This window comes from Frondihabitans peucedani (assembly GCF_039537585.1).
GTDB classification, from domain to species: domain Bacteria; phylum Actinomycetota; class Actinomycetes; order Actinomycetales; family Microbacteriaceae; genus Frondihabitans; species Frondihabitans peucedani.
In genome coordinates this window covers 825,903-849,523 of sequence record NZ_BAABAU010000001.1, presented here as the reverse complement: position 1 = coordinate 849,523, position 23,621 = coordinate 825,903, and the positions used below count along the sequence as shown (strand labels likewise).

Annotated in this window: 24 protein-coding genes; 9 read left to right on the top strand and 15 right to left on the bottom strand. The window is 67.7% G+C overall.

Annotation, left to right across the window (positions count from 1 at the left end; translation table 11 throughout):
- Position 1: 1 nt before the first annotated feature.
- Together ABD733_RS03995 and ABD733_RS03990 are read right to left on the bottom strand one after the other, a co-directional pair.
- Positions 2-1,060 carry an AI-2E family transporter gene (locus ABD733_RS03995; RefSeq protein ID WP_344793735.1) on the bottom strand — a complete coding sequence of 353 codons (1,059 nt, stop codon included), beginning with the start codon at positions 1,058-1,060 and terminating at the stop codon, positions 2-4.
- Positions 1,057-2,808, bottom strand: a complete 1,752-nt coding sequence (locus ABD733_RS03990; protein ID WP_344793734.1) for a DivIVA domain-containing protein — start codon at positions 2,806-2,808, stop codon at positions 1,057-1,059. The genes ABD733_RS03995 and ABD733_RS03990 overlap by 4 nt, the downstream gene beginning before the upstream one ends.
- 220 nt (positions 2,809-3,028) lie before the next feature.
- Here ABD733_RS03990 and ABD733_RS03985 point away from each other — a divergent pair, with 220 nt between their 5' ends.
- Positions 3,029-4,801, top strand: a complete 1,773-nt coding sequence (locus ABD733_RS03985) for a DUF8094 domain-containing protein (protein WP_344793733.1) — start codon at positions 3,029-3,031, stop codon at positions 4,799-4,801.
- Positions 4,798-5,787 (top strand): tetratricopeptide repeat protein, encoded by a 990-nt coding sequence (locus ABD733_RS03980; protein WP_344793732.1) that lies wholly within the window; start codon positions 4,798-4,800, stop codon positions 5,785-5,787. Before ABD733_RS03985 ends, ABD733_RS03980 begins: the two co-directional genes overlap by 4 nt.
- An 84-nt stretch (positions 5,788-5,871) precedes the next feature.
- Here ABD733_RS03980 and glgB read toward each other — a convergent pair whose 3' ends face one another.
- The 5 genes from glgB to glgX all read right to left on the bottom strand — a co-directional run bounded on the left by glgB (position 5,872) and on the right by glgX (position 13,443).
- Complete coding sequence (gene glgB / locus ABD733_RS03975) at positions 5,872-8,040, bottom strand: 1,4-alpha-glucan branching protein GlgB (RefSeq protein WP_344793731.1); 2,169 nt, start codon at positions 8,038-8,040, stop codon at positions 5,872-5,874.
- Between the two features lie 11 nt (positions 8,041-8,051).
- Positions 8,052-10,064 carry an alpha-1,4-glucan--maltose-1-phosphate maltosyltransferase gene (locus tag ABD733_RS03970; protein ID WP_344793730.1) on the bottom strand — a complete coding sequence of 671 codons (2,013 nt, stop codon included), beginning with the start codon at positions 10,062-10,064 and terminating at the stop codon, positions 8,052-8,054.
- A gap of 473 nt (positions 10,065-10,537) precedes the next feature.
- Entirely contained in the window at positions 10,538-10,837 is a 300-nt protein-coding gene (locus ABD733_RS03965; RefSeq protein ID WP_344793729.1) for a DUF3072 domain-containing protein, read from the bottom strand.
- Positions 10,838-10,900: 63 nt separating this feature from the next.
- Complete coding sequence (gene ybaK / locus ABD733_RS03960; RefSeq protein ID WP_344793728.1) at positions 10,901-11,380, bottom strand: Cys-tRNA(Pro) deacylase; 480 nt, start codon at positions 11,378-11,380, stop codon at positions 10,901-10,903.
- Positions 11,377-13,443 carry a glycogen debranching protein GlgX gene (gene glgX / locus ABD733_RS03955; protein ID WP_344793727.1) on the bottom strand — a complete coding sequence of 689 codons (2,067 nt, stop codon included), beginning with the start codon at positions 13,441-13,443 and terminating at the stop codon, positions 11,377-11,379. The genes ybaK and glgX overlap by 4 nt, the downstream gene beginning before the upstream one ends.
- Before the next feature lie 82 nt (positions 13,444-13,525).
- Between glgX and ABD733_RS03950 the strand changes: the two genes are divergently transcribed.
- Positions 13,526-14,689 carry a cysteine desulfurase family protein gene (locus ABD733_RS03950; RefSeq protein WP_344793726.1) on the top strand — a complete coding sequence of 388 codons (1,164 nt, stop codon included), beginning with the start codon at positions 13,526-13,528 and terminating at the stop codon, positions 14,687-14,689.
- Between the two features lie 179 nt (positions 14,690-14,868).
- Here the strand turns inward: ABD733_RS03950 and ABD733_RS03945 are convergent, their stop codons facing one another.
- Entirely contained in the window at positions 14,869-15,255 is a 387-nt protein-coding gene (locus ABD733_RS03945) for a hypothetical protein (RefSeq protein ID WP_344793725.1), read from the bottom strand.
- A 164-nt stretch (positions 15,256-15,419) separates the two neighbouring features.
- Between ABD733_RS03945 and ABD733_RS03940 the strand changes: the two genes are divergently transcribed.
- Positions 15,420-16,049: a hypothetical protein gene (locus ABD733_RS03940; RefSeq protein ID WP_344793724.1), complete on the top strand. Its 630-nt coding sequence runs from the start codon at positions 15,420-15,422 to the stop codon at positions 16,047-16,049.
- Between the two features lie 77 nt (positions 16,050-16,126).
- Here the strand turns inward: ABD733_RS03940 and ABD733_RS03935 are convergent, their stop codons facing one another.
- From ABD733_RS03935 to ABD733_RS03925, 3 genes are all read right to left on the bottom strand, one after another.
- The gene (locus tag ABD733_RS03935; protein WP_344793723.1) at positions 16,127-16,606 is read right to left on the bottom strand and encodes a hypothetical protein; all 480 of its coding nucleotides are present in this window, start codon (positions 16,604-16,606) and stop codon (positions 16,127-16,129) included.
- A 232-nt stretch (positions 16,607-16,838) separates the two neighbouring features.
- Entirely contained in the window at positions 16,839-17,015 is a 177-nt protein-coding gene (locus tag ABD733_RS03930; RefSeq protein WP_344793722.1) for a hypothetical protein, read from the bottom strand.
- Positions 17,016-17,520: 505 nt separating this feature from the next.
- Entirely contained in the window at positions 17,521-17,715 is a 195-nt protein-coding gene (locus ABD733_RS03925) for a hypothetical protein (RefSeq protein WP_344793721.1), read from the bottom strand.
- Positions 17,716-17,928: 213 nt separating this feature from the next.
- On the opposite strand from ABD733_RS03925, the gene ABD733_RS03920 reads away from it, so the two are divergent.
- Positions 17,929-18,459 carry a hypothetical protein gene (locus ABD733_RS03920; RefSeq protein WP_344793720.1) on the top strand — a complete coding sequence of 177 codons (531 nt, stop codon included), beginning with the start codon at positions 17,929-17,931 and terminating at the stop codon, positions 18,457-18,459.
- A gap of 393 nt (positions 18,460-18,852) precedes the next feature.
- Here ABD733_RS03920 and ABD733_RS03915 read toward each other — a convergent pair whose 3' ends face one another.
- A complete protein-coding gene (locus ABD733_RS03915; RefSeq protein ID WP_344793719.1) occupies positions 18,853-19,200 on the bottom strand; it encodes a hypothetical protein in 348 nt (115 codons plus the stop codon).
- A gap of 138 nt (positions 19,201-19,338) precedes the next feature.
- On the opposite strand from ABD733_RS03915, the gene ABD733_RS03910 reads away from it, so the two are divergent.
- On the top strand, positions 19,339-19,704 hold the full coding sequence (locus ABD733_RS03910; protein WP_425552856.1) for a recombinase family protein: 366 nt from the start codon (positions 19,339-19,341) through the stop codon (positions 19,702-19,704).
- Positions 19,705-19,826: 122 nt separating this feature from the next.
- Here the strand turns inward: ABD733_RS03910 and ABD733_RS03905 are convergent, their stop codons facing one another.
- Positions 19,827-20,165 carry a DUF6572 domain-containing protein gene (locus ABD733_RS03905; RefSeq protein ID WP_344793717.1) on the bottom strand — a complete coding sequence of 113 codons (339 nt, stop codon included), beginning with the start codon at positions 20,163-20,165 and terminating at the stop codon, positions 19,827-19,829.
- 92 nt (positions 20,166-20,257) lie between these two features.
- Entirely contained in the window at positions 20,258-21,217 is a 960-nt protein-coding gene (locus ABD733_RS03900; RefSeq protein ID WP_344793716.1) for an NAD-dependent epimerase/dehydratase family protein, read from the bottom strand.
- Here ABD733_RS03900 and ABD733_RS03895 point away from each other — a divergent pair.
- The 3 genes from ABD733_RS03895 (at position 21,216) to ABD733_RS03885 (ending at position 22,699) form a co-directional block, all read left to right on the top strand.
- Positions 21,216-21,359, top strand: coding sequence for a hypothetical protein (locus ABD733_RS03895; protein ID WP_344793715.1), 144 nt, complete (start codon positions 21,216-21,218; stop codon positions 21,357-21,359). The genes ABD733_RS03900 and ABD733_RS03895 overlap by 2 nt on opposite strands.
- 362 nt (positions 21,360-21,721) lie before the next feature.
- The gene (locus ABD733_RS03890) at positions 21,722-21,997 is read left to right on the top strand and encodes a hypothetical protein (RefSeq protein ID WP_344793714.1); all 276 of its coding nucleotides are present in this window, start codon (positions 21,722-21,724) and stop codon (positions 21,995-21,997) included.
- A 195-nt stretch (positions 21,998-22,192) separates the two neighbouring features.
- Positions 22,193-22,699 carry a hypothetical protein gene (locus ABD733_RS03885; RefSeq protein ID WP_344793713.1) on the top strand — a complete coding sequence of 169 codons (507 nt, stop codon included), beginning with the start codon at positions 22,193-22,195 and terminating at the stop codon, positions 22,697-22,699.
- 90 nt (positions 22,700-22,789) lie between these two features.
- Here the strand turns inward: ABD733_RS03885 and ABD733_RS03880 are convergent, their stop codons facing one another.
- On the bottom strand, positions 22,790-23,617 hold the full coding sequence (locus ABD733_RS03880) for a hypothetical protein (RefSeq protein WP_344793712.1): 828 nt from the start codon (positions 23,615-23,617) through the stop codon (positions 22,790-22,792).
- Positions 23,618-23,621 lie beyond the last annotated feature (4 nt).

Genomic DNA, 23,621 nt, shown 5'->3' with positions numbered 1-23,621 from the left:
GTCAGCGCTCGTTCTGCCTGGGGATCACGACCTCGCGCACGATGAGCAGGACCGCGGCGGCGACCGGGACGGCGATCAGGGCGCCCAGGACTCCGAGCAGGGTCCCGCCGACGAGCGCGGCGATGATGACGATGACACCCGGGACCTTGACTGCGCGACGCATCACGCGCGGGGCGAGCACGTACGCCTCGACCTGCATGTAGACGAGGTAGTAGATCGCCAGTGCGATCCAGGTCGCGGGCGACAGGGGCAGCAGAGCCACCTGGGCCAGGACGATGAGAGCTGCGGCACTGACGGTTCCGACAAGCGGGATGAGCGCCCCGATGAACGCGATGAACGCGAAGAAGGCGGGAAGCTGCGCGTGTGCGATCGACAGCACGATGAAGCTCAGGATGCCGTTCAGCAGCGCGAGCGCCACCTGCCCGATCACGTAGCGGCCGACGGAGGCGCTGATCGCGTCGGAGAGCCGGGCGAACTCGGCGCGGCTCGACAGCGGGACGAGCTGGTAGAGGCCGCGCTTCATGCTCTTGAGGGACGCCATGAAGTACAGCGTCAGGATCAGGACGATGATCGTCCCGGCGACGCCGTTGGAGATCGCGACGCCGACGGCCAGCACGCCACCGCCGATCGTGACGATGTTCTTCGGGTCGGTGAGGAAGTCGACCACGGTGTTGAGGCTCGTCTGCACGTTGAAGACGCTCTTCGGCACGAGCGACTGCAGGTTGTCGACGAACTGCTTGGCCGTGACGCTCTGCAGGTAGTTCGCCAGGTTGTTCACGAGGTCGGTGGTCTGGCTGACGATGGTCGGGACGATCGCGAAGACCACGCCGACGAAGGCCAGGAGCACCGCGACCATGACGATGGTGATCGCCAGCGGCCGGGGCACCTTCCGGACCTCGAACCACTGGACGACCGGATCGAGCCCGAGCGCCAGGAAGATCGCGACGCCGACGTAGGTCAGGATCGTCGACAGCTCGCCGAGGGCGGTGCCGATCAGGACGGCGGTGAGGACCCCGAGCCCGCCGAAGAGGCCGAGCCGGTACGGATTGACGATCCTCACTCGGCGGCGCTCTGATCCATCTGCGTGACGACGCCTCGGAGGTTCTCGAAGTAGGCGGCCACGGTGTCCCGCTCCCTGTTGATGGCGGCGAGACGCTCTTCGGCGTCGTCGAGGAGGTCGCGTGCCTGGCGTTCCGCATCGGAGACGATGAACTCGGCCCGCGACTGGGCGTTGCTGAGGGTCTCGGCGGCGACGCGCTCCGACTCGGACCGCGTCTTGCGGGCCTGGGCGTAGGCGTTCTCCTCGGCGGTGCGGGACTCGCGCCGCTTCTTCTCGGCTCGCGCGGTGACGTCGGCCAGCTGAGCGTTGGCCTCGTCGAGGAACTGCTGGGTCTCGGCGACGGCGGCGTGGTGCCGGTCGACGAAGTCGCGCTCGGCCTCGTCGCGCCGGGTGGCGAGCTCGACGGTGAGAGCGCTCCGGGCGTCTTCCGCCTCGCGGGCGAGCTCGGCCTCGACGCGCTCGCGCTCGGCGCGGATCTCGGCCTCGTGCGTCTCGAGCTCGTTCTTCAGCCGCGCGCGCTGCTCCTCGTCGTCGTGCGCGAGTCGCGCCCGCGTCTCGGTCAGGTCGGCGTCGAGCTCGGCGCGGGCCCGGTCGGCCTCGTCCGCGAGTCGGGCGGCCTGCTCGGCGACGTCGCGCTCGAGGCGCTCCCTGGTCTGCTCGATGTCGCGCTCGATCTGCTCGCGCGTCTGCGTCGTGGTCCGCTCGATCTCCTCGCGGCTGGCCTCGCGGGCGGCCTCGATGTCGGCGTTGGCCTCCTCCACCTCGCGGTCGAGGTCGGCGCGGGTCAGCTCGGCGTCGCGCTCGAGAGCCTGGCGGGTCGTGGCCGCGTCGTGCTCGAGGGCGGCGCGCGCGGCGGTGATCTCGCGCTCGAGCTCGGCCAGCTGGTTGGCGCGGTCGTCGTCGAGCTCGGCGCGGGTGCCGAGCACCTCGCGGTCGAGGGCGTCGCGGCGGGCGGCGACCTCGCGGTCGAGGTCGGCGCGGGTGGTCTCGTCGAGTCGGGCGAGTTCGGCGCGGAGGGTCGTGGCCTCGAGCTCGAGGTCGGCGCGCTGGCGCTCGGAGTCGCTGACGAAGAGCGCCCGGGCCTCTTCGGTCTGACGCGCCAGGTCGGCGGCTCCGTCGCGGGCCTCCGCGACCTCGGCGGCGACGGCAGCGCGCAGGTCGGCCGTCTCGCACTCGGCCTCGGCCCTCAGTGCTGCAGCCTCGCGGCGGGCGGTGGCGAGAGCCTCGGCGGCCTCGGTCGAAGCGGTGGTGCGGGTCGCGGCGGCGTCGCGCTCGGCCTCGGCGATCATCTCGGCGGCGTCGGTCTTCGCCCTCGCGAGGAGACGGTCGGCCTCGCCGGTGGACTCCTCGATCTGCGCGGCGGCGCGACCGCGAGCGTCGTCGAGGATGTCGGCGGCCCGTTCGCCTGCCTCCTCGGTCACCCGTCGAGCCTCGTCGGAGCTCGAGGTGCGGAGGGCGGCGGCGTCGCGCTCGGTCTGCGCGATCAGCTCGTTCGACTGCTCCTCGGCGAGACGCAGGGTGTTCTCGAGCTTCGCGCCGAGACCCTTGTAGCTCGGCTCGCCGACCTCCTCGAGCTCGTCCTCGAGCTCGTCGACGCGCTGGGCGAGCTGCTTGGCCTCGCTCGCCTGCTCGGCGCGGTCGCTGTTCGCCTTGATCAGCTCGCGCCGGAGCTCCTGGAGGGCCCGCTCGACCTCTTCTTTCTTGTAGCCGCGAAGCTCTGTTCCGAATTCAGCCTCATCAGTGGCCACGATGTCTCCCTGTGGGGGTTGGGGCGGGCCCAGGGATCTGCCGGGCACGAGTACGTCGAACGAGTGGGTGCGGCGCCGAAAGCGGGCGAGCCTTCGCATTTTAGCGGGATCGGGGAGGCGGCCGCGCTGGCTAGCTGGCTCCCAGAGAGGTCGGCTACGCTGAAGGGTCTTAAATTCGCTGCCGCCAGTTCCCGGCTGGTGGCACGAAGGGAGAAACTCAGTGCGCTTCGTCTTCGCCGTCGTCACCCTGGTGGTCGCGGCTCTGCTCGTCCTGCTCGGTCTCGCTCAACGCACGGTCTTCGCTCCGCCCGACTCGGTCACGTCGTCCATCACGACGAGGTCCGACGCCCCGGTCACGGTCATCCCGGCCAAGGCCCTCAAGGGCTTCGCCGGACGCGAGAGCATCCACATCGAGGGCGGCAGCAAGGCGTTCGCGGCTTACGGCCGCACGACCGACATCCGCGGCTGGGTCGGCGACGCCTCGTACAACCAGGTGTCGTTCGACAAGACGACTCAGAAGCTGGTCACGAAGACCGTCCAGGGTGACGCGACCACTCCCGATCCTGCCGACTCCGACCTCTGGTACCAGCAGTACAGCGGGCCCGAGCTGAACTTCTCGCTCGACGCCCCCGACGACATCTCCCTCCTCGTCGCCTCCGACGGCACGAGCGCGGCTCCGAAGACGGTCTCGGTCACCTGGCCTCTCTCGACCGCGACCCCGCTCGTCGGGCCTCTGATCTCCGCGGGCCTCCTGGTCTTCGTGGTCGGCATCCTCCTGTTCGCCTGGGCGATCCGTCACCACCGGCGCACCCGGGGTCCCCGCCGCAACTCCGGCAGCCGGACGAGGCTGCCACGCTCCGAGCGCCGCGGCTCGGTCCGGGCGACGCGACGCGCCGCTCTCGGCACGGGCGCGGGGCGCGGGAGCCGCGGTCGCAGGATGACGGCGGTCGTCCCGGTCGTCCTCGTCGCCACCCTGGGCCTGGCCGGCTGCTCGTCCGACTACTGGCCGCAGCCGTCGTCCGACGGCGCCACGTCGGCGGCGACCCCGACGGCGTCGGCCACGGCCGTGCCCCAGGCCAGCGACCTGCAGCCGCCCGCCGTCACCACCGCGCAGGCGAACCGCATCGTCCAGCGGATCACCGCGACGCAGAACACCGCCGACAAGAACCTCGACGCGACCCTGGCCGCGACCCGGTTCACCGGCCCGGCCCTCGCCCTCCGCAAGGCGAACTACGCGATCCGCAAGGCCGACAAGACGGCCGCGGCGCCGCTCAGCATCCCGAGCGGCACCGTGACCCTCACGCTGCCGCAGCAGGTCGACACCTGGCCGCGCACGGTCTTCGCCGTGGTCCAGGACTCCGCGGCCGACAGCAAGGTCTCGCCGGTCGGCGTCATGCTCGTGCAGGAGTCCGCCCGCGACCCGTACAAGGTCGACTACCTCGTCGGCCTGGAGGCCGGGGCGAAGATCCCGCGCGTCGCCCCGGCGAGCATCGGTGCCGCCCGTCTCGCCCCCGACGTCAAGCTGCTCACGATGGAGCCCGACCAGCTGGCCGCCGCCTACGCCGACATCCTGAAGAGCGCCGACGCCAGCCCGTCCGCGAAGTTCTTCCAGAAGGACGGCGACACCCTCCGCGACAAGATCGGCAAGCCCTATAAAGACGCCAAGAAGGCGAAGCTGCCCGCGACCGCTTCGATCGCGTACACGAGCGACGTCGGCGCCGATCCGAGCATCGCCTTCGCCACCATCGACGCGGGCGCGATCGTGTCGGTCTCGCTCGACGAGATCGAGACCGTCAAGCCGACCAAGGCCGGGGCCGAGGTGAACACCGAGGGCGAGGTCAAGTCGCTGAGCGGCGTCTCCAAGTCGACCAAGGGCATCGTCGCCTCCTACGGCGTCCAACTCCTCTTCTCCGTTCCGCCCGTCGGCTCGAGCGACAAGATCGTCCTGCTCGGATTCAGCCAGGGCCTGACCTCCGCGAAAGAAGCCTCATGAGCAACGTCCCTCCCACTCCCGCCGGCCTCCGCGGTGCTGTCGACCTGTCGTCGCTCGTGAACCGCGCTCAGGCGCCGGCGCCGGCCGCCTCGGGTTCCGCAGCGTCCGCCGCCGAGGGCGACGCCCCCGTCGGGTCGCTCCCGTCGCTCGTCGTCGACGTCACCGACCAGACCTTCAGCGCCGTCCTCGATCTCAGCAACACGGTCCCCGTGATCGTCGACATCTGGGCCGAGTGGTGCGGGCCGTGCAAGCAGCTGTCTCCGATCCTCGAGAAGCTCGTCGTCGAGTACGGCGGCCGCCTGGTCCTGGCCAAGGTCGACGCCGACACCAACCCCCAGCTCACGCAGGCGTTCCAGGCCCAGTCGATCCCGACCGTCGCCGCCGTCATCGGCGGCAGGCCCGTGTCGCTGTTCGTCGGTGCTCTGCCCGAGGCGCAGGTGCGCGACGTGTTCGAGCAGGTGCTCCAGCTCGCCGAGCAGAACGGCGTGACCGGGCGGGTCTCGGTCGAGGGCGCGGATGCCGCCGCCGGGGGAGAAGGCGCTGATCCTGCGGCCGAGCCGGAGCCCGAGCCGCTCCCGCCGCACCACCAGGACGCCTACGACGCGATCGAGCGGGGCGACTACGCCGCCGCTCAGGAGGCGTACCGCACCGCCATCGCGCAGGATCCCCGCGACCAGCTGGCGGTCGCGGGCCTCGCGCAGGTCTCGCTGCTGGCTCGTCTCCAGGGCGCGACGATGGCCGACGTGCGAGCTGCCGGGGCTGCTGCGCCCGACGACCTCGACGCCCAGCTCGCGGTGGCCGACCTCGACCTCAGCGGCGGGCACGTGGAGGACGCCTTCGACCGGGTGCTGACGCTGTTCCCGTCTCTCGATCCTGCGTCGAGAGACATCGCCCGCACGCGTCTCCTCGAGTACTTCGAGATCGTCGGCACCGACGCCCCCAGCGTCGTGGCAGCCCGTCGCCGTCTCACGATGCTGCTCTACTGAGCCACCCGCTCCTCACGAGAACGCCCCCTGCCGAGGCAGGGGGCGTTCTCGTGTGCGGAAGACCGGGCGCGCAGCCCGGGGATGTCAGCCCTCGAGCTTCAGCCAGACCACGCCGAGCGGCGGCAGCTGCACCTCGGCCGACGCCGGACGACCGGCCCACGGGTCGTCGGTGGCCGTGACGCTGCCGAAGTTGCCGACTCCCGAGCCCCCGTACTCGCCGGCGTCGGTGTTCAGGACCTCGTGCCAGACTCCGGCCTCGGGGAGGCCGAAGCGCATCCGGACCGGCTGACCGGAGAAGTTCGCCAGCACCGCGACGCGGGAGCCGTCGGACGACTTGCGGAGGAAGGCCACGACGCTGTCCTGAGCGGCGCCGCCGTCGATCCACTCGAAGCCGTCGGTCGAGAAGTCGTCCTCCCAGAGCGCCTTCTCGTCGCGGTACACGAGGTTCAGGGTGCGCACGAGCGAGTGGAGGCCCTGGTGCTGCGGCTGGTCGAGCACCCACCAGTCGAGTCCGCGCTGCTCGCTCCACTCGGCGGGCTGCCCGAACTCGCTGCCCATGAAGATCAGCTGCTTGCCGGGGTGGGCCCACATGAAGGCGAAGTAGGCGCGCGCGTTGGCGAGCTTCTGCCACTCGTCGCCGGGCATCTTGCCGAGCAGCGAGCCCTTGCCGTGCACGACCTCGTCGTGGCTGATCGGCAGCAGGAAGTTCTCGCTGAAGGCGTAGACGAACGAGAAGGTGATCTCGCCGTGGTGGTAGCTGCGGTACATGGGGTCGCGGGCGATGTACTCGAGGCTGTCGTGCATCCAGCCCATGTTCCACTTCATGCCGAAGCCGAGGCCGCCCTCGCTGGTGGGGCGGCTGACGCCCGGGAACGACGTCGACTCCTCGGCGATCATGACGATGCCGGGGTTCCGCTTGTAGGCGGTCGCGTTGGCCTCCTGGAGGAAGCCGATCGCCTCGAGGTTCTCGCGGCCGCCGAACTTGTTCGGCACCCACTCGCCCTCGTTCCGGGAGTAGTCGAGGTAGAGCATCGAGGCGACGGCGTCGACACGGAGGCCGTCGATGTGGAACTCCTCCAGCCAGTAGAGCGCGTTCGCGACCAGGAAGTTGCGGACGTGCGAGTCGCCGAAGTTGAACACCAGCGTGCCCCAGTCGGGCTGTTCGCCGAGGCGCGGGTCGCTGTGCTCGTACAGGGCCTGCCCGTCGAACTTCGCCAGCGCCCACTCGTCCTTCGGGAAGTGGCCGGGCACCCAGTCCATGATGACGCCGATGCCGGCCTGGTGCAGGCGGTCGATGAGGTAGCGCAGGTCGTCGGGGGAGCCGAAGCGCGAGGTGGGGGCGTAGTAGCCCGACACCTGGTAGCCCCAGGAGCCGCCGAAGGGGTGCTCCGCGAGCGGCATGAACTCGACGTGCGTGAAGCCGAGGTCGGAGACGTACCCGATCAGGTGGTCGGCCAGTTCGCGGTACGACAGGCCCGGCCGCCAGGAGCCGACGTGCAGCTCGTAGACGCTCATCGGCTTGTTCGTGGGCTCCGTCGCGGCGCGCTGCGTCATCCAGTCGCCGTCGGCCCACTCGTGGGTCGAGGTGGTGATGACCGAGGCGGTCGCCGGAGGGGTCTCGGCCTGCCGGGCCATCGGGTCGGCGCGCTCGACCCAGCGGCCGTCGGCCGTCAGGATCTCGTACTTGTACGTGCCCGAGGTGAGCCCCGGCACGAAGAGCTCCCAGACGCCGTTGCCGTCGAGGCGCCGCATCGAGTGCGCGACGCCGTACCAGCCGTTGAAGTCGCCCTTCACCCGGACGGCCTGCGCGTGCGGCGCCCACACCGAGAACGCGGTGCCCAGGGTGTCCTGGTGCGTCCGGACGTGCGAGCCGAAGACCTGCCAGAGGTTCTCGTGGCGGCCCTCGCCGAAGAGGTAGAGGTCGACCTCGCCGACCGTCGGCCAGAAGCGGTACGGGTCGTCGGTCACCCAGGGGCTGCCGTCGGCGTAGCTCGCCTCGATCCGGTAGGCGCCGGGCTCGATGATCGCCAGCGCCTCCCAGACGCCCTCGGCGACATGCGCCATCGAGAGCCGAGCACCTGTCTCGAGGATCAGCGAGACGGACTCGGCGAGCGGGCGGAGCGCCCTGACCAGGACTCCCGCGTCGATGTGGTGGGGCCCGAGGACCGTGTGGGGGTGAGGGTGGCTCCCGACGGCGACGAGGCGGGCCTCGTTCGGGTCGAGAGTCGGGATCACCAGGGAGTCGGTGCTCATGCTGCTGCCTCCTAGGGGGTGCGGTTGAAGTCGACGCTCAGGATGTGCGCGGGCTCGACGAACGAGTCGAGGCGCACGTAGTTGTCGTCGGACCAGGTCCAGGTCGCCTGGGTCATCAGGTCGCGGACCGTGAACTGGCTGCCGGGCTCGAGGCCGAACGCGGTCAGATCGAGGCGGACGGTCGTCTCGCGGGCCGAGTGCGGGTCGGTGTTGACGACGACGATGATCGCGTCGGAGCGTCCCGAGCGCGTGTGGCGGCCGTCGAGGTGCTTCGAGAAGACCAGGATCGCGTCGTCGTCGCTCGAGTGCAGGCGCAGGTTTCGGAGCTGCCGGAGCGCGGGGTGCTGCGAGCGGATGCGGTTGAGCTGCGTGAGGTACGGCGCGATCGACGCTCCGGCCTCCTCCTCGCCCGCCCAGTCGCGGGGCTTGAACTCGTACTTCTCGTTGTCGATGTTCTCTTCCGAGCCCGGCCGGGCGACGTTCTCGATCAGCTCGTAGCCCGAGTACACGCCCCAGGTGGGCGACGACATCGAGGCCAGGACCGCGCGAATCTTGTACGCGGGCACGCCGCCGTACTGGAGGTACGGGGTCAGGATGTCGTGGGTGTTCACGAAGAAGTTCGGCCGGAACCAGGGGCTGGTCTCGTCGGAGATCTCGCGGAAGTACTCCTCGAGCTCCCATTTCTCGTTGCGCCAGGTGAAGTAGGTGTACGACTGCTGGAACCCGACCTGCGCCAGGGCCTGCATCATGGCGGGCTTCGTGAACGCCTCCGCGAGGAAGACGACCTCGGGGTGGTCGCGCCGGATGTCCTCCAGCAGCCACTCCCAGAAGTGCACCGGCTTCGTGTGCGGGTTGTCGACCCGGAAGATCGTCACGCCGCGGTCGATCCAGAGCCGGACGATCTTGAGGATCTCCCGGCTGATGCCCTCGTAGTCGTTGTCGAAGTTGAGCGGGTAGATGTCCTGGTACTTCTTCGGCGGGTTCTCGGCGTACGCGATCGTGCCGTCGGGCAGCGTCGTGAACCATTCCGGGTGCTCGGTGACCCAGGGGTGGTCGGGGGAGCACTGGAGGGCCAGGTCGAGCGCGAGCTCGAGGCCGACGTTCTTCGCCGCGCCGACGAACCACTCGAAGTCGGCGACGGTGCCGAGCTCGGGGTGGACCGCCTCGTGGCCGCCGTCTTCCGAGCCGATGGCGTAGGGGGAGCCGGGATCGTGCGGCCCGGCCTCGAGGGAGTTGTTGGGCCCCTTGCGGAACGTCCGGCCGATCGGGTGCACCGGCGGGATGTAGACGACGTCGAAGCCCATCCGCGAGATGGCGGGCAGGCGCCTCGCGGCGGTGCGGAACGTGCCCGACTGCCAGGACCCGTCGGCGAGCTTCTTCGCTCCCTCGCTCCGGGGGAAGAACTCGTACCAGCTCCCGACGCCGGCGCGGCTGCGCTCGACGCGGACCCTCTTCTTGTCGCTGGCGGTCACGAGGCTCGCGAGGGGCTGGGCCAGGAGGGCGGCGGCCAGCCTCCCGTCGGTCGCGACCCGCAGGCGGGCTGTGGCGCTGAGCCCCGTGTTGCCGAGGGCCTTCGCACCGTCTCGGAGCAGGGCGGACGCAGGATCGCGGCGCGCGGCCCGGTCGAGCAGGTCGCGCCCCGAAGCGAAGACGTTCTCGACGTCCTGCCCGAGGGGCACCTTGATCTCGGCGGCGTGCAGCCAGGTGGCCCAGTCGTCGGTCCAGGCCTCGACCCACCAGGTGTGGAGGCCCTCGGTCTCGAACAGGTGCTCGCCCGACCAGAGGTCGGTGCCGGGGATGCCGGGCGTCATCCTGGCCCTGGTGATCGCCCCGGTGGGGTCGGCCACGACGAGGGCGGCATCGATGATGTCGTGCCCCTCGCGGAACACCGTCGCCTGGAACGGGACCACCTCGCCGGAGAAGGCCTTGGTGTCGAAGAGGTCGTCGGGAGTGCGTGGTCGGAGGCCCTGGATCGGGATGCGGCCGACTCGGGTTCCGACTCTGGATTCTGTACGTGGCGCCACAACTCGACCGTACCCGGTTGCAGCGGCCCTCGGCTGGCCGTCTTCTCGGGGTACGCGCCCGGCGGCTCGTGAGAGGGCGTCGGGGTACAGGATCGTGTCCGCACTCCGGGGGATACGGAAAAGCCCCCCGTTCTGGGTGCAGACCGGTCGGTCGCGCTCCTTGTCCGCACTATGGGGGACCGCTAATGTCGTCATCACACCGAGAGCGACCGGCTCGGTGGACGCACCGCGATCGCTCCACTGCACCAGCACCACAGCACCCGATCCACCACAGCATCACAGCACCCGCAGTACCACTCGCACCGCCGACTCCGGACCAGGACCCGACCCGAATGGGGCCTGTCGAAGGCAGTGACGGAGCGGCCGCCACGCGCCCGAACGCGTGGTGTGCCGTGCCGGTCGCGAAGACACAGGAACGACGAATCGCCCCGGATCCCGATCCGGGGCGATTCGCTGCGTGCGGGAGGGCTCGACTAGTTGCCGCGGCCCGTCTTCTGCTGCAGGCGATCGATCTCCTCGCTCGCCTGGGCCTTGGTGAGGTCGGCGCTGATCTCCTCGCCGGCCTCGCGAGCGAGGGTGTCGAGGTAGCTGCGCTGGGGCCCGGTGATGGGCTCGTCGCCGGTCACCCACTGCTCGGGGTCTTTGGACGCGTCGTTGGTCGGGTCGGGGTGCGGGCCGCCGAGGGTCTCGCCGGTGGGGGCCGGGGTGGTGCCGGCCTGGTCGGAGGATGCCGTCTCGATGGGATCGGGCTGGTCTGCAGTCGTGTCGCTCATGGTGCCGACCGTACCCCGCACCACTGACACTGTCCCCCGGCAGTGCCCCGCGCCGAGGAGGCGTCAGGCGCGGGCGATGGCGGCGGACACGGCGCCCGTCGCCAGGCGGAGGTCGGCCGGCGCGATCTCGATGTCCAGGCCACGGCGCCCGCCCGACACGAACACGGTGTCGTAGAGGTCGGCGGTCTCGTCGACGACGGTCGCCAAGGGGGTCTTCTGGCCCACCGGGCTGATGCCGCCGACCACGTAGCCCGTCCGGCGCTGAGCGAGCGCAGGATCCGCGAGAGCGGCCTTCTTGGCACCCACGGCCGCCGCCAGCGCCTTCAGGTCGAGCCTCCCCGACACCGGGACGACCGCGACGACGAGGGAGTCGTCGGCCTGCACGACCAGCGTCTTGAAGACGCGGTCCTCGTCGATTCCGAGGAGGGCCGCCGCCTCCTCGCCGAAGTTCGTCGCGGTGTCGGCGTGCTCGTAGGCGTGCGGGGTGAACGGGATCCCGGCCTTCTGCAGCGCGACCGTCGCCGGCGTCCCCGTCGAGGTCACGAGACCTGCCAGAGGGTCACCGTCGGCCCCATCACGTCGTACCGCTCGCGGGGGGAGCGCGGCCGCGGGTCGAAGGCGTCGCCGCTCGTCCAGAGCACCTGGTACGACGAGACACCAGGATGCTCGGGCAGCGTCACGGTCGTCGCGCTCTCGCTGCCGTGGACGACGACGAGCACGCGGTTGAACTCCTCGACCTCCGGTGTCGAGGCGGCGAAGTACTGCAGGGTGCGCCGGTGCGGGTCGTTCCAGGCGTCGGGCGCCATGGGATCGCCGTCGGCGCCGAACCAGCTCATGTCGGTGGCGGACAGCGTGATCCTGCCGGTCGTGCCGAAGCGGGTCGGCCGCAGCGCCGGATTCTCTCGGCGGTGCCGGATCAGGGCCTTGGTGTCGGCGAGGAGGGCCTCCTTCTCGTCGTCGAGCTGCCAGTCGACCCACGAGATCTCGTCGTCGGAGCAGTAGCCGTTGTTGTTGCCGCGCTGGGTGCGGCCGATCTCGTCGCCCGCGGTGAGCATCGGCACTCCGGCCGAGAGGAAGAGCGTCGCCAGGAGGTTCCGCGAGGCCCGGCGCCTGGCGTCGAGGATCCAGGGGTTGTCGGTCGGGCCCTCGGCGCCGTGGTTGAAGGAGCGGTTGTCGTCGGTGCCGTCGCGGTTGTCCTCGCCGTTCCGGAGGTTGTGCTTGTGGTCGTACGAGACGACGTCGGCGAGGGTGAAGCCGTCGTGCGCCGTGATGAAGTTGACCCCGGCGAGCGGGCCGCGTTCGTGGGCGTAGATGTTGCTCGAGCCGCTGAGCTTCGACGCGAAGCTGCCGAGCCCGTTGGAGGCGACCCCGCGCGTGCGGGCGTCGGCGATGTCGCGGAGCCAGAAGTCACGGGCACGGTTGCGGAACCGGTCGTTCCACTCGCTCCAGCCGTCGGGGAAGTTGCCGGTCTGCCAGCCGCCGAGCCCGACGTCCCACGGCTCGGCGACGAGCTTGACGCCCTGGAGCGCGGGATCGTCACGGATCTCGGTCAGCAGCGGGTCGTCGGGCGAGAAGACCGCGTCGGGCCCGCGGCCGAGCGTCGCGGCGAGGTCGAAGCGGAACCCGTCGATCTGCAGCTCGTTCGCCCAGTAGCGGAGCGAGTCGAGCACGAGGCGGCGAGCCGCGGGCAGGCTCGTGTCGAGCGTGTTGCCGCAGCCCGTGACGTCGATCGGGTCGCCCTGTGCGTCGTGCCGGTAGTAGCTGCCGTCGAGACCGCGCAGGTGGTACACCGGGCCGCCGTCGTCGCCCTCCTCCGCCGTGTGGTTGTAGACGACGTCGAGCCAGACCTCGATGCCGGCCGCATGCAGCAGCCGCACCATGCCCTTGAACTCGCGCAGGATCGCCGACGGCCCGGCCAGCTGCGCGTCGCGCGACGCGTAGGCGGCGTGCGGGGCGAAGTACGACAGCGAGTTGTAGCCCCAGTAGTTCTCGAACCCCTGCGCCACCAGGCGCTCCTCGTCGACGTGCTGGTGCACGGGGAGCAGCTGAACCGCCGTGATGCCGAGCTCGGTCAGGTAGGCGATCGTGTTCTCGTGGGCGAGTCCTGCGTAGGTGCCGCGGAGGTCCTCCGGGATGTGGGGCGAGAGGCGGGTCAGACCGCGCACGTGCGCCTCGTAGACGACCGTGTGGTCGAGAGGAGTCCGCGGCTTCTCCACGCCGCCCCAGTCGAAGCTCTCGTCGACGACGACGCCGCGCCAGGCCCCGCGACCCGTGCGGCCGAGGCCCCGGGCGTACGGGTCGATCAGGTCGACCGTCGGATCGAACGGGGTGCGGACGTCGTCGTCGCTCACGGGCTCGCCGTCGGCGCGGAGCCAGTAGCGCCGCCCCGGCTGGAGCCGGGGGTCGCTGCCCGTCCACACGCCGTGGGCGTCGCGCGTCATCGGCACGACGCGCTCGCGCGGAGCGTCGTCGATCACCAGGTCGACGCCGGTGGCGGCACCCGACCACACTCGGAGCGTCGGCCCCGCCTCGCCGTGGGTGATGCCGAGATCGCGCAGGGGGTCGGTGATCACCGGATCATCGCGGAGCAGGTCGACATCAGACACGCGACCTAGAGTAGTGAACGAACGGTGTCGCGAAGGCACCGCTCACCCCGGCCGTCGGCCCGCAGCCCGAAGGGAGAGAACGATGCCCGTCTACCTCGACCACGCGGCGACCACGCCCATGCTCCCCGAGGCGATCGACGTGTACACCGAGGCCCTCCGAGCCGTCGGCAACCCGTCCTCCATCCACAGCGCCGGGCAGAACGCCAAGCGGGTCCTCGAAGAGGCCCGCGAGACCGTCGCCCGGAGCCTCGGCTGCGACCCGATCGAGGTCGTCTTCACCTCCGGGGGCACCGAGTCGGTGAACCTCGCGGTCAAGGGTCTCTGGTGGGCGAGGCAGGGCGATCGGCCCCGCCCGCGCATCCTGGTGCCCGGCGGCGAGCACCACGCCACGGTCGACACCGTGGAGTGGCTCGAGCGCTACGAGGGCGCCGTCCTCGAGTGGATCCCGCTCGACGAGCTCGGCCGCATCCGGGTCGACGCGCTCCGCCTCGCGCTCGAGGCCTTCGACGACATCGCGCTCGTCACCTTCCTCTGGGCGAACAACGAGGTCGGCACCCTCCAGCCCGTCGACGAGATCGTCGCGCTCGCCGCGGAGCACGGCGTGCCCGTCCACTCCGACGCCGTCGCGGCCTACGGGCAGCTCCCGATCGACTTCCGTGCCTCCGGGCTCGACGCGCTCAGCGTGTCCGCCCACAAGATCGGTGGCCCCATCGGCATCGGCGCGCTCGTGCTGTCACGAACGGCGACGGTGGTCCCGCTCATCCACGGGGGAGGGCAGCAGCGGCAGGTCCGCTCGGGCACGCAGGACGCCCCGGCAGCGGTGGCCTTCGCGGTGGCGGCCGCGCACCCCCACCCCGATTACCGGAGTCTCCGCGACCGCGTCGTCGCGGGAGTGCGACGCGTCGTGCCCGCGGCGGTGCTGCGCGGCGATCCTGCCCATCGCCTCCCCGGCAACGCCCACTTCACGTTCCCCGGCTGCGAGGGCGACTCCCTCCTCTTCCTCCTCGACGCCGCCGGTGTCAGCGTCTCGACGGGATCGGCCTGTCAGGCCGGCATCCCGGAGGCCTCGCACGTGCTGCTGGCCATGGGCCTGAGCGACGACGAGGCCAGGGGCGCGCTCAGGATCACCGTGGGGCACACCACGACCGAGGCCGATGTCGACGCGTTCCTCGAGGCGCTCCCGGACGCCGTGGCCCGGGCCGCGCGCGCGGGCTACGCCGACCGCGCCCCGCAGCTCGGGCGCTGAGTCGGCGGGTCTGCGCGGCAGGTGCGTCGCGCGCCTCGGCTCGGCCCCGGGTCGTGTTCCTGGGCCTCGCCGGTTGTGGGGGAGTGCCCGGGGCTCGGGAGGTTCGCTCGAAGAGTCAACCTTTCCGTGCTGCCGTCATCCATGGGTCGACTCGGGGGTTGTCTACCGCGTTATCGAGGTCATTTTTTTCGCCGCCGGAATGAGGCGATCAGGCCGGCCCCGCCCAAGACGATCATGATCGGAATCACCCAGATGAGCCGAGGATTGTTGACGACGGTGCTCAAGGTGATGAAGTCAGCTTTGCAATCGTCAGTGCTCGACACTTCCTCCGCCATTGGTCTGCGATGCCTGTGCTTCACACGCGTCAGTACTCTTTCGTCATGCAGATCGAGGCGCGAAGACTTACGGACCATGCCCTGGGCCACCTTGTTCGGGTGGACGGTGAGACCTTCGTGCTTGGTGCCTATCACCACAAGAAGCGAACCAACTTTGTCGTCCTCGAAGAACCCCACACCGACGCACAGCTCGACACGTACGATTTCTTTTCTTTGGCGGTTCATTTTCATGCGGTCGTGGAGATCCTCGACTAGCTCATGTCTCGGATGGCGACCGCAAGGCCGCCGACTTCGATGCGGCTCGGCCGTCGTCCGCCGGGTAGCGGTTATCGGACGTCGTCTGGGGTCGCGGTCGCCAGGGCAGTGAGCGCCGCTTCGCGCGGTATGTTCCGACCATGAAGTCGAACCGCCAGGACGTCGACAACGAAGGCTGGGTCGTCTTCGACGATCACGCGCTCAAAGCCACGAACGCAAAACGGCTCCAACTACTGACGCCCATTCTGATCATTGCCACCCCCGTGTGCGGCTTCGTCACCAAATCAGGCCCGCTTCCGCCCTACGCACCGTGGTGGATCATCCTCCCAGCGGGGATGCTCCTTGGATTCCTGATCAGTTTGCTCGTGCGCGCAGGATTCGCTTACACGTATCGACCCTTTGCCGCCAACGAGAAGACTTCCGAAGTGCAGATCCGCGGCAAGACGACCAGGGTCGCAGACCTGACGACGGCAGGTGTCATGGTCATGTCCGGTGATGGGGTCGAGTTGGCGCTTCGTTTGCGAGCCGGACATGGGCCCTGGGCGACTCTGCTCTTGAGAAACCACGACGGACCAGTACTGGACGCGTACCATCGCGACGTGCTTTTGGCTGTCATCCGTGATTCGTCTATCGTCCGACCCTCCGACCCCTATGACAGGAACGGGACTTTTGCCCGGTACAACCACCCGTTCACGCTCGACCGCGCTGACGCCGAATCGTTCGTCAGGAACCCTCCCGGGCCTGGCGACTCGAGGCCCTGGGGCCAATAAAGATCAGTTGGAAGGCGGGAAAAGCGACGAGCCCTGCCCGCGGGGAGGTGCTCACGCAGGAACCCTCATCGCTCGTCCTAGACCTCGCGAAGGAACCCGGTGAGTAGTTGACCGGCACGAGACTCAAGTTCCTCTCTGTCACGCGCCCAGTCCCCAGGGAAGTCCCATTCCTCTGCGAGGCCGATGAACTCATCCAGGCCTAGATACAGGTCGAGGTTCATCTCTGCCAGGTGCGAAAGGAGGCCGATGGCTTGTCTTGCGTCGCGGTTCCGAAGCCAGTCTCGGGCGACCCATTCCACGGCGACTGCTTTCCGCTCTCTGGTCGTCGTGGGCACGTCCAGGCCGAGTTCGTCGACGGTCGATGCGAGGAGGCCTTCAACAATCCACGGATGCCTAGGGCTTGCACCTGCAAGCGAACGCACGGATGGTGAGTCCGCGACGTCCGCCGCCAGCCATCGCGCCGCCAAATCAGGCAGGGCGTCCGACAGCACTAGGAGGAAATCGTGGAGCACGACCGTCTCCGGCGGCGTGGGCAGTACGTCCCCGTCCCAGTGCATGCAGACATCGTCGCACTCGGCGTCGTGTCTCTGCCACTGGCGTGCATGTTGGACGCGGCCAGCGCCCGAACGCGGATGCCGAGCGGTTGTCGGGTCGGAAGGCTCCGCACGGATTTAATCGGATGCACGGTCTCGTGTGGCTCGGCGAGCGCTCACGAAGAGAACCTTCCGCGTGCGGCGAGGGCGACTGTGGTGCGACACGCTGGTCGAGCCCAATTGGTCGGCTACGGGGTCAAAGGTTCCGGTTCGTCCGACTCCGGGCCCATTTGCCGATGACCCAGACGCCGACGAGAAACGCGACGACCCCGAAGAGCCGAAAGAGTATGGTGCCGGGCGTGACGGCGAGGATGCAGCCGCCGATCATCATGAGCAGAGCGGAAACGACCATCGTTGGGCTTGTGACACGCATGACGTTCAGTCTCTCGGGAGGGGGCCCTGACAGCTAGCCCCGCTCTAGAGGCAGAACAAGATGAACGCTCACCGCGCAGGATGCGCGTGTTCATTCCGAAGGTGCAGGCTGGGTGAAAAAGTTGCCGGTTAGGAGAGGGACATCGCGACCAATTTAGTTCTGGACGTGCCCATTCAAGCTCTTCCAGATCTCCTGAGGGAGGCTGTTCGTTCCATTTCCGGGGTTTCCCTGATTGAGGTCTTCCCGGACGGGGCCCTTGTGGCTCGTCGAACCAGCTTCGCTCTCGCATTCGAGTCCACACGCTTTTCTTTTCACGACCTTCAGGACGGGCGGTCTGAAGTTCGCGCAGAATCGACAATCGGGGGCGCACTGGGATTTGTCGCCCACAAGGGCGTCGTGGGCGGGGTAGGACGCTCTGTTCTGGATGTACTCGCGCAATTAGCTCGTGAAGGAGCGTAAGCCGGACGGCTCCCATCCGCATTGGTCGGCGTTCGCAATGGAACGTTCAGCGTTCATCCCTTGTAGCCATCATGGCTAAACCATCCGCCAGACCTCGAATTGCTTCGGCGAGGACCTGAGGTCCTTGATGCTCAATCGAGTGCGTGGCCCCGACACCGATGGGCTTTGCGTAGAGGTCGACGGCCTTCTGCGCGCTGTCCGCGGCTGATCGAGAGGACAGGTTGGCGTCGTCGCGAGTCATGGCGTCAGCTTTTCAGCATTCGAGAGGAAATACCGAAAACGGTCGCACTCCATGCACGACAGCCGGACCGCTTCCGTGCCATCTCGCGGACGTGCAGAGAAGCGAACGCTGACCGCTCGGCTCCCACAGTTCACCTTGCTGCCAAACATTGCGAGTTGTTGGCCCTCTGCAGGGGCATGCTTGCTGTGACGACGAGTAGAAGGCGAAAGACGATTGATCATTTCGGTAGAAATCGCTCGTGAACTTCGCTACGAGCTCGGCATGGTCGGCTTCACGCATACTCAGTTGTCGCAAGCATCTTGGAGCGGCAACGAATGCTTGTCCGTAGGCATGTTGGCGGTTCTTGTCGAGTCGTTCATCGTGCACGCTCGCTTGATGGATGAGTTTCTGGGCGGACGGGGAGGACGGCGCAAAGATGATGTAGCCGCGGGTGAGTTGGTATCTACCTGGGAGCGTCTCGGTTTTCTTACGGAGGCGTACCGAATCCGAATGGATAAGCAGCTCATGCATTTCACAACCGGACGGCGGCGACGAGAGCGCTGGCCCATTCATGCGATCGCGCGTGGCCTCGCGAACACCTATCTTGCGTTCTACGACCTGCTGGACGTTGATGACCAATATGAGCTGGAGGGCACAGCAGACAACGCACGCGACATTCTCGAACGTTGCGAAAACGATCCGAGGAACGAGATCTACCTCGGACTCGTCTGGGCAGAAGCCCACGAAGAGGGTCTGCATGAGTAGGGGACGGTAGCCGAATCGATTGACCAATCGATCGTTAGCCGAACGCCTTTCGTTCCTGCGGCGCCGCGTACGCGGCTTCATCAGGGGCCGTGCCCCGTTCGCGGCCTGGCAGTCGTTTCGCGTGCCCCGTATCGTGAGGAAATGGCAACAGACGAACCGTTTAGGCGTCTCAAGGTTCACAATACCGGGCCACACCATCGCTGTTCGGAGTGCGGCGGCTCTGGCCGAGTACCTGGACTGATTCGGACGACCAACATGGGGAAAGGCATGGGAACGAGCTTTGGTCCATGCCCGACATGCGAGGGCCTCGGCTACGTCGTCGCGGAGGACGAGGAGTAGATCCTCAACCCGGGCGCTCGTCGCTCGTCCCAGCCGGCGCTCGTATCGGAACCCTCAGCGTTCGCTCGCGGCCAGGAGTTCTTTGTAGAGCCGTCGGAGATCTTTGGCGCCTTGGCCATAGTCGATGACTGTCGTGGTGACGGTCGGTCGCCAACTTGCTTCAACCTGGGTCCAGCCACCCTTTCCGGGTGCGAAGCTGAGCTCGATGACCCCAGCCCACACTCGCCAGGTGAATCCCACGGTCAGCGTGGCTGCGTCTTCGGTCGCGGCCTTGAGCTTGAAGCGCCTTGATGTGCGGATCACCTCGGAGAGCACTGCGGGCAGTGACTCGCGAGTCGTCTTAATAGGGAAGGTAGCCGAGCTTCGCGCCCGCGAACTTGACACCATCAGATCGTTGTCCACGCCATCACTCTCCTCCGGTATCGCCTCGAGCAGACGATCGTCGGGACCTCTCTCGGACAGGAGCGTAAGCCGGACCCCTAACGACCTTGATGCCGCTCACGCCTCGAGATTTGATCGAGATGCAGCTTCGTTGAGTATTTGGCGGCTCGGCCTACCGATCAAGAGCTCACCGGACGCGACGTCAAGCTGAGCATGAACGGCTCCGTTCACGACCCGAACGACGCCGTCGGCAGGCTGCTGTTCAACGTGCTCGCAATGGTCGCCGAGTTCGAAGCCGTCCTCATTCGCATGCGGACCCGCGAAGGAATGAAAGTCGCCAAAGCAAAGGGACGCCTCCGCGGCAAGCAGCCCAAGTTAAAGCCAAACCAGATCACGCACCTCCTGTTGCTTTACAACGAAGGCACCTACAACCAAACCGAACTCGCCGACCTGTTCCGTGTCTCACGGACAACCGTCTACCGAACTATTGAGCATACCAAGGGCAAGCCGCCATCGACTCACTGATCTCGACCCGGGCGACGCCAGCCCGACTGGCGCCGCCCACTAGCAGCCCCGCCCGATGTGGAACGCCCTGCGTTCTGCCGGCCACCTTGCCAACGACCAGAGACCTGCGGAGAGGCGACGGCTCACAGCGGAGGGTCGGCGGGTCCGAGGACTCGAAGTCCAATACCATAACCAGCCAGCCCGCCCCGCAACGATTCAAGTTCTTGGACAACGCCTTTGGACGGCGATGAGTTCATGAATCGAAAGACAAACTCAACCGGCTTGCCAGATACCTCGGCGTACTCCCGCTCGAACTGACCGTCCAGAATGAAGGCGACGTAGGCCTGCATTTTGGCGTTGAGTAAGTCGGCGTTCACCTGGCTGCCCCAGTCGCCCTCCTCGATCACGTACACGAGGACAGCGTCCTCGTTGGGCGTCAGACCGACCACGTCAATGACGTCTGGATTCGCAATTCCTGGCATTTCTGCATGCTATCTAGGTGGAGATCAGCAGCGCTGCGGCACTGGGGCGGCTGTCGCATCGGTTGACCGTGTCCAGCACGATAGCGGAACCGCTAACGCGCGCTTAGGAGAACTGCCTCTTCCTCGGTAGCGGAAAGACCGGAGCGGCGTGGTCGACCGATACCGCGGTAGTGTTCGTCCGCTAAAACGCTCTTCAGCGTCTCGTCGAGGGGCCGGGTTGTGCCGCCTGACTCGTGGAACGCATGAGCGGATCGCTGCGCGAAAGCTGCGTCTGCAACGGGCAGCCACAGCGGAAGCGAGCGGGGTCCTGCCCAGTAGCGAACATCCTGGGAGAGAAGCGCATCGTCGTCGAGTTCAACCAGCTCGCCGCTGTAGCCAGCGGCCGACGACGCCCGACGGAAGAAATCGGCCAGGGGAATCGTCTCACCGACCGCATTGACGGTCCCGGTGTGTCCGGCCCGGCCCGCCTGGCCGATCCAGGCGGCCAGGTCTGAGACGTCTATCACCTGAACGAAGCGTCCTTCCGTCGTAGGCACCAGAGTCGGGCTTCTTCGACTGAAGCGGGCCGGCCAGTACCCGAAGCGGTCGCTCGGATCACCCGCTCCGACGATGAGGCCGGGTCGCCCGATCAGAAGGCGAGATCCAAGACGTGCGGCGCTGCTTCGCTCGGCCGCTACCTTGGCGTCCGCGTATTCGGCCATGTCCAGCGGCTCAACGAGCGCGGCTGATTCGTCCGCATCCGGTTGGTCGTTCTCCGCGTACACGGAGACGGTGGACACGAGCGTCCAGTGCTTCGCGCGATCAGCAAGCGAGTCAAGGGCCGGCTCGACGAGCTGGGGTTCATACGACAGCTCAATGACCTCGTCCCATTCGCCGGGCACTTGGTCGTAAGCGCCAGGCATTAGGCGGTCGGCACGGACCAGGTGCGCCCCTTCCGGAGCTTCGCCCGACTCGCCGCGAGCAAGGCACGTGACCTCGGTGCCCGCCTCAAGAAGGTCCTCGACAATCGATCGTCCCAGCCATCCCGTTCCACCCAACACCAGTGCTCTCATGAGGACAGTCAATCGGCTCACGGAACGGCTTATCCAGCGGTCCGCTGAAGGCGCAGAGCAATGCCCGCTCGTCGGCAGCATCATCCTGCTCGCCTTCCTCGCCAGCGAAGGCAAGCCCGAAGGTCGGCGCTTCGACCGTTAGGGCCTCTGTGAGCGCCGGTCGCCCTCGTGGGCGGCGGCCGGCGCTCCCATGTCCCGTCCCGACGTCTTCTCCAAACGGATCGTCGACAAGCGAGCTGCACTCTGGGGGGTCGGCGGTGCATCTCGTCGTCGCTTTGCCGACGTCGGTACCCGATCTGTAAACGGCTCCGACCTCGCGATCGGGGTTCAGCTATGGAGTTGCTGTCTAGAGGAGCCTGCCGCTTGCCGGGCACTCGGCGAGCATCTAGGTTCGCGGATGACGAGGGGCGTCCGCATGGTCCTCGCGCACCGAAAGAAGCCGCCCTTGCTCATCTTCCCGAGTCGTCACGCCGCCGAGATCTACGAGACCTGCGGCGAGCCGTCATGCTGAACCTCGCTAGCACTGCTGCCGGACTTCCGCTGGCTGGTGCGTCCAGCTCCGGAATCCATGGCCCGATCGCCATCATCCTGTTCGTCGCTTTCATGATCTTCGCGATCGCTGTCATCCTGTACCGCCGGCGCAAGGGAGGTCCCGGCCCGCAGGTCAATTGGGTGCCGAAGTCGCTGCGGGGAAAGGTGAACGAGCACTACGAGAAAGAGGGCTGGCAAAAGCCCTACGACGACGACGGCAACAGAAACCCTGATCGTGATGAGATCTGAACAAGTGGAGGTCTCCCATCTTGCGGGCGAGGAGTTGTGAAGACGTTCATCGAAGTCGTGTGGATCGTGGCTCTGGTCGCGCTCTTCCTGGCGGAACGATATTTGAACGCTCCGAGTTGGTTGGCCCTGTCGAGGACCCAAACCGGACCGCAAGTGGACTTCCGGTCGTGACCGGGAACCCTTACCGTCATTCTCGTGGCCGTTCTGTCGAAGACAACCCGCTCGGTGTGGGTGGGCTTCCTCCAGCTCGACGAGTATGACGAGTCGATCTCGGTCCACGATGAAGTGAAATGGCAGGTCTCGGCTCTCTCGGAAGGGTTTCTCGACGGGGCGCTGCCGGAGGATGCGTTCGTCGACTTCGAACTCGATCGCTACGCCGACGTCATGGGCCTGGCCCGAGCACAACTGGCGGGCACTGTCGCCCGGATCCGATGGGTGCAGTACCCCGTGTCGATGGCGCCCCTTCCGTCCGACGCGTCTGAGGAGTCACTGCCGTCGGTGAGCTCGGTCTACTCGACCAAGGAGCCGATGGGTCGCATGCGGCAGGATCGTGAGGCCCTCGTAGTCCAGCGGGCAAAGGCGTCGCCTGGCTTCAGCGGATTTGTCGTCGACGTTGTCCTCGACCGCAATTCGGAGGAGCTGGAGTCGCTCCGCGTCCGCCTCCCGGTCGTCCCGGGCGTGCCCTGGCCTGAGTCTGGATAAGCGACCACTGGCCGACGCGTTGCGCACGATGCGTCGATCGTGACAACCAAAGTGTTGCTGCTCTCATCCTCGGGGCGGGGTCAGCCAGGGTCATCCGCAGAACTCGCTCGGAACCTCGTCGTTGTCGTTGACGACGATCTCTTGCACGGTGCCGAGCTTGCGGTTGACCACGAAGTCGATCCACTTGCCTGCGCCGTCGGTGAGGGCGTAGGCCGTCCCGTCGGAGTATCCGGGAAATTTCGCTGAAGTCAGGTTCGGGTAAGCGGCCTTCAGTTGGGCTTCCGTCGAGCCGATACCGATGCCGTGGGGAGTCTTCGGCCCACCGGTTCGAGGTGCTGACCCGTCCGCGTTCACGTCGCCGAGCACCGTGATGAACGAGATCGTCGGCTTGAGGCCAGCGTTCAGGTAGACAGGTGGCTCGCCGCTCGCTTCGTACACGCCGGTCGGGCCGTTGGGGCAGGTCGTGGAATTCTGGAGACCCGCCCGGCCGAACTCCTGGGCAGCTTGATCGAACGTCTGCCCGAGCGTCACCGGACCGAGTCCGTCGGTCGTGATGAGCCACGTCGACGCGTCTCCAGGGTCGTCCGCCGCGGAAGTGGGGGTCGGCAGCGGCGTCGGAGTCCCCGCGGGTTCGACGCCGGCCGGCAGACTCGGCGTCGGTCTCGGCGACACCGGTCCGCTCGGGTCTGAGGTCGGTGCCGCGACCGGGCCGCCGTCACTGCCGGGAGACGGGGCATGCGGCGCCGTGACGAGGCCATAGCCGACCCCCGCGCCGACGACCACGACGGCGGCCGCCATCGAGACCAGAACGATCCCGCGCGTGCGCTTCCGGCGAGAGGTCGCCACGCGAGCACCTGCGGGGTCGGCAGCAGTGGCTACGAGCATGCGCAGGATCGCGTCCGAGCGCTCGGAGTTCATGGGC